1 protein-coding gene and 2 pseudogenes are annotated in these 4,804 nt (G+C 62.1%); 2 read left to right on the top strand and 1 reads right to left on the bottom strand.

From position 1 onward, the window contains the following. Nucleotides 1-592, top strand: a pseudogene (locus EOA60_RS19210) (ATP-binding protein); the annotation flags it as partial. Nucleotides 593-609: 17 nt separating this feature from the next. Continuing rightward, nucleotides 610-3,077: pseudogene (locus EOA60_RS19205) on the top strand (S8 family peptidase). A 214-nt stretch (nt 3,078-3,291) separates the two neighbouring features. Here the strand turns inward: EOA60_RS19205 and EOA60_RS19200 are convergent. Next, on the bottom strand, nt 3,292-4,804 hold a 1,513-nt coding region (locus tag EOA60_RS19200; RefSeq protein ID WP_128311742.1), incomplete at its 5' end, for an E2 ligase fold family C protein.

The raw sequence follows: 4,804 nt of genomic DNA, 5'->3' as shown, positions 1-4,804 counted from the left end.
GGATCAGGCAAGACGATGACCGCATCGGCATTGGCCGGGGAGCTTCATCTGCCCCTTTTCACGATCGTCCTCGATGGTTTGATCACCAAGTTCATGGGAGAGACTGCCGGAAAGCTGCGGCTTGTTTTTGATGCAATGCAGGCGACGCGGGGCGTCTACTTCTTTGACGAATTCGATGCCATCGGCGCGCGTCGAGGCGAACGCCAGGATGTTGGCGAGATTCGGCGCGTGCTGAATTCGTTTCTGCAGTTTCTCGAGCAAGACGACAGCCACAGCCTGATTATTGCGGCAACAAATCATCCCGAGCTGCTCGACAGAGCTTTGTTCCGCCGTTTCGACGATGTCATCGAATACGCCGTGCCCGATCGGCCGATTATCGAGGCGCTGCTTCGGGCTCGACTCGACCGCTTCGACACCAGAGGGCTTGCCTGGAACGAGGCGATCTCTCAGGCAGAGAGACTGTCGCAGGCCGAGATCACCCGCGCGGCCGACGACGCTGCAAAAACCATCATATTGCGGGGGGGGGCGGATCACCTCGGAAGCGCTCATCGACGCTCTGAAGGAACGCCGGCAGGCTTCGCTGTCTGAGTAGCGACAGCACAGATCATAATGGCAGACGATTTTCCGCGCGACCGCGCCCATATCCACCTTCGCAACAACGGCATTCGGGAAGCCTATCGGCGGCCCAACCAACTTATACATGCACCGCCGCTGCCGGCGCGTGATCGGGCGTCGCATGCTGCGGCCTTGACGCAATCCATCGAACAAGCGGTCGAAAGTGCACGCCAGCAGATTGCGGCGCGTGACCCCCAGCTGTCGGTCGGCACGCCTGGCTTTTATATCGAGATCGATCTGCCCATGTCCGGACGGGCGGCCCTCGACCAGTTGGCCGATCGTCGCCAGCACATGGAGCTGGTCGCCGTCCATGAGCCAACTCAACCCGGTGCTCCCATCACAGCGTCGGTGTTCCTGCCGCAAAGCGCGCAAGCCTATTATTTGCGGAAAGTCGAGGCGTATCGAGACGTTGACACTGACCGCGGCAGACCGCGCAACGAGCCGCTCGTCTCCCGCATGGAGACAGTCAGGCTGGCGACTGCACGATCGTTGTTTACCGACCACGACGACCTCTTCCCCCAGGCCGCTGACGAGCAGGTGTGGTGGGAAGTCTGGCTGCGCGACGGTCGCCGCGAGAACTTCGAGCACATTGCCGAAGCCCTGAACATCACTTTGCGCACGCATGCGGTCAGGTTTCCGGAGCGGGTGGTCATGCTGGCACTCGCCAGCACGGCAATGCTCGACCGCATGATTGCGCACAGCGATGTCGTCGCCGAGCTGCGGCGCGCGAAGGATACGCCGTCCTTCTTCATGGGCCTTGGCGGCGCGGAGCAAAGGGACTGGAGCGACGAGCTTCTCGGGCGCGTCAGACCGCCTCAACCGATATTGCGGTCTGCATTCTCGACAGCGGCGTGCGTCGCACCCACCCGTTGATCGAACCCGCACTTGCCGTTGAAGACTGGCACACCGTCAAACCGGCATGGGGCAGCGACGACACACCTGCGTGGAGCGGCCACGGGACGCGAATGGCAGGTGTCGGCCTGTACGGTGATCTGGTCCCGCTCCTGGTCGGAGGCGATCCAGTTCCATTGCCCTTTCGGCTGGAGAGTGTTCGTATCCTTCCGCCAGAAGACGAGGCAAACGATCCAGAACTCTATGGCGCGATCACCGCGGAAGCGATCGCCCGCGCCGAGGTGCAGGCGCCGGAGCGCCGCCGCGCGATCGCAATGGCTGTGACAAGCGCCAGTCCGGCGCGTGGAAGGCCCACATCGTGGTCTGCCGCTATCGACCAACTCTGTTTCGAAGAGGAACAGCGACGCTTGATCGTTCTCTCTGCCGGCAACATCGGCGATGACCTCATGCCGGCCGAGCATTTGACGCGCAACGATCTGGAAGCAGTCGATGATCCTTCTCAGGCCTGGAATGCGCTGACGGTCGGCGCTTTCACAGAAAAGGTCGATATCATTGACACCGACTTTGCGGGCTACGCTCCGATCGCGCCGGTCGGCGAGCTCTCGCCGCGCAGTCGCACTTCGGTCGTTTGGGACAGGCAGTGGCCGGTGAAGCCCGAGGTCGTCTTCGAAGGCGGCAATCTCGCCCATGACGGTGTGTTGCCTGGCGAGCCGATCGACGATCTGCAGATATTGACCACTTTCTATCGACCCGAACTGCGCCACTTCACCACCCTCGGAGATACGAGCGCGGCAACGGCCCATGCCGCACGGATGGCGGGACTAATTCTATCAGCGCGCCCCGAGCTGTGGCCTGAAACGGTTCGCGCCCTGATCGTCCACTCGGCCGAATGGACTCCGGCGATGCGCGCACGCATCGATGCGTGCAACGGAGCGAAGGGCGAGATCCAGGCGCTCGTGCGGCGCTATGGTTATGGCGTGCCAGATCTTGGGCGCGCGCTTCTGTCAACGGTGAACGACCTCACGCTTATCGTTGAAGATGAGCTTCAGCCTTTCCAGCGCGAGGGCGGCGCGGCTGCCAAAACGCGTGACATGAAGCTGCATCGCCTGCCTTGGCCGAAGGAGCAGCTCGCGGCGCTCGGCGCTGCCCAGGTCGAGCTCCGCGTCACGCTGTCCTATTTCATCGAACCCAACCCCGGTGAACGCGGATGGACCCGCCGGCATCGTTACGCGTCCCATGGTCTTCGGTTCAGAGTAAAGTCAGCGACCGAGACAGTCGACGAATTCCGAGCCCGCATCAATCAGGCCGCTCGGGACGAGGAGGAAGGGGCGCCTGCTGGAGGCGGAGAAGAGTGGCTGCTCGGCACCTTCCGCGATCGCGGCTCGTTGCACGCCGATTTCTGGTCGGGCAGCGCCGCCGATCTCGCCGAGCGTGACGCGATCGGCGTGTTCCCGGTCGGGGGCTGGTGGAAGGAGAAGCCTTACCTGGAACGCGTCGACGCTCTGGCTCGGTACGCCCTGATTGTGACGATTCGGGCGCCTGGGGTCGATGTTGACATCTTCACACCCGTCGAAGCAGCCCTGACTGTCGAGACGTCGGTCGAGACCTGATGCAGCACTGTCCAAACCGGCCAACAACGGAGGTTTGACCAGCCTCTGGTGCCATGGCGGCTGGTGCTGGATCATCACGTCGGCAAGGAGGTGTCAGGGATCATGCGCGGAGGACGATAGGCGGGCAAAGGAGCGGGCCAAGCGTGTCATAATGGCGCCCATGGTCACGCCCACAAGCCGCGCCCCCTGCGTCCACGGAGAGGTGCGCGTCTGCTTAGGCGGCCGAGACATCGCTTACCTGATCAACGGGCTCGCCGTATTTGCGCCTGTAAGCGGCAATGAAATCGTCGTCGCTACAGATGCAGCGGCCGCTGGAGTCCTTGGCCTTCGGATCGTGCAAGTGAGAGCCAAGGGGGCGCAGAAGATTCACCCGAGTGCTCGTCGTCGGGCTCATGGGAAACCCCGCACTATGTTTGACCAAATCCGCGGCAAGCATAATCCCGGCAAGCACCGACTGAAAGGCCATCGGAACGACAGTTCGAACGCGGCGACTTCCTTCGCTAAGCTGGAACACCAGACCGCCGCAGATAGCCTGCTGATAAAAGGAGCGCAGGGGCTGGCCGACAAACGGGGCTAGCGGTTCAAACGGCACAGCCATCGCTGTAGCCACGCGAACTACAAAGTCGTTGGGAACTCCGGCATTGGTCTGCAGGAGCGTTTTCACCTGCTCGTGTGCTTCCGGTATTCCGAGTTCCTCGGCAATCAGCTGGTGCTCGTCCTTGGATTTTCCGGATGGCAGGTACATGCAACAAAGGCAAGCCTGGCCGTCATCGAAACCATGCCGGGAGATACCGAGATCGTGCTCCTGCGTCCAAGCGTTTGCGATCCATCGCGGCAGTGCACCTTGGACAGCCAGACGGTCGGCGGCGGTGTCAAGCGCCACACCCACTTGGTCGAAGACCCAATTGCCCCGGCGCGCAACATATTCTGCCCACGTCAGAGGGTGCGCCTCGACCTCAAGGGCAGTCGATCTAAGGGCGGTGGCTGCAAGAACCGCCTTGGACATACCAATCTCCGCCTGGCCGGCCAATGCGTAGCGCTGCAGGTTTGAGAGTTCGATCGCTTCGTGATCGATTACATGCAGACGACCCTTGAGATCGGGTTGTCTCGCTAGCGCCCAAAGCGAGCCATGGCCTATCGCACCGAGCCCAACGAGGTGGGTTTCGCCAAGGTCGACTGGAAAGTCGATCGGGCCAGCCTCCCCGGCTTTGGTCTTGTCGTAGCTGCATAGCGAGAGGTCGATGGTTTCGTCCAACTCGGCGCCGGTCAACTGGGCGGCGAAGATAGTTCGAAAGACGTTGGCGGCGCCGAAGCAACTGGCGGCGCCAGCTCCATAAGGCAGCAGACTTGGGCCAGAGCCCACCGGGTCCGTACGCGACAGCTTTGCCGCCCAACCGTCCGATCCCACGAAAAAGATCGGGCACCGGAGTGATGGGCGCGTTACCCCTGCAACGACGCAGACGGTGGCAGACTTGCCGGAACGCCGGATGCCGACTTTTGGATTGATCGACTTTGCCAAGCGCTCCAGCGCTTGGGCTTGAGAGCTCGCCGCGCTGTCCAGCGGGAGTATCGCCAGAACCGGGTAGAGCCTAGCGAGCAATCTCACCGCAAGATCTAATGTCGCCTGGCCTTCGGCGCAGGAAGCGGCCTGATGGTCGAAGGCGACTGCCACGACCTGCTTTTCAAGAGCTGCTTTGAAGTCTCCCAGATGAAAATCGGCCAGGACC

It is taken from the genome of Mesorhizobium sp. M1A.F.Ca.IN.020.06.1.1 (assembly GCF_004023265.1).
In the GTDB taxonomy this organism is placed as follows: Bacteria; Pseudomonadota; Alphaproteobacteria; order Rhizobiales; family Rhizobiaceae; genus Mesorhizobium.
Note: the sequence above shows the minus strand (reverse complement) of the source record. Positions and strands in the feature narration are given on the sequence as shown.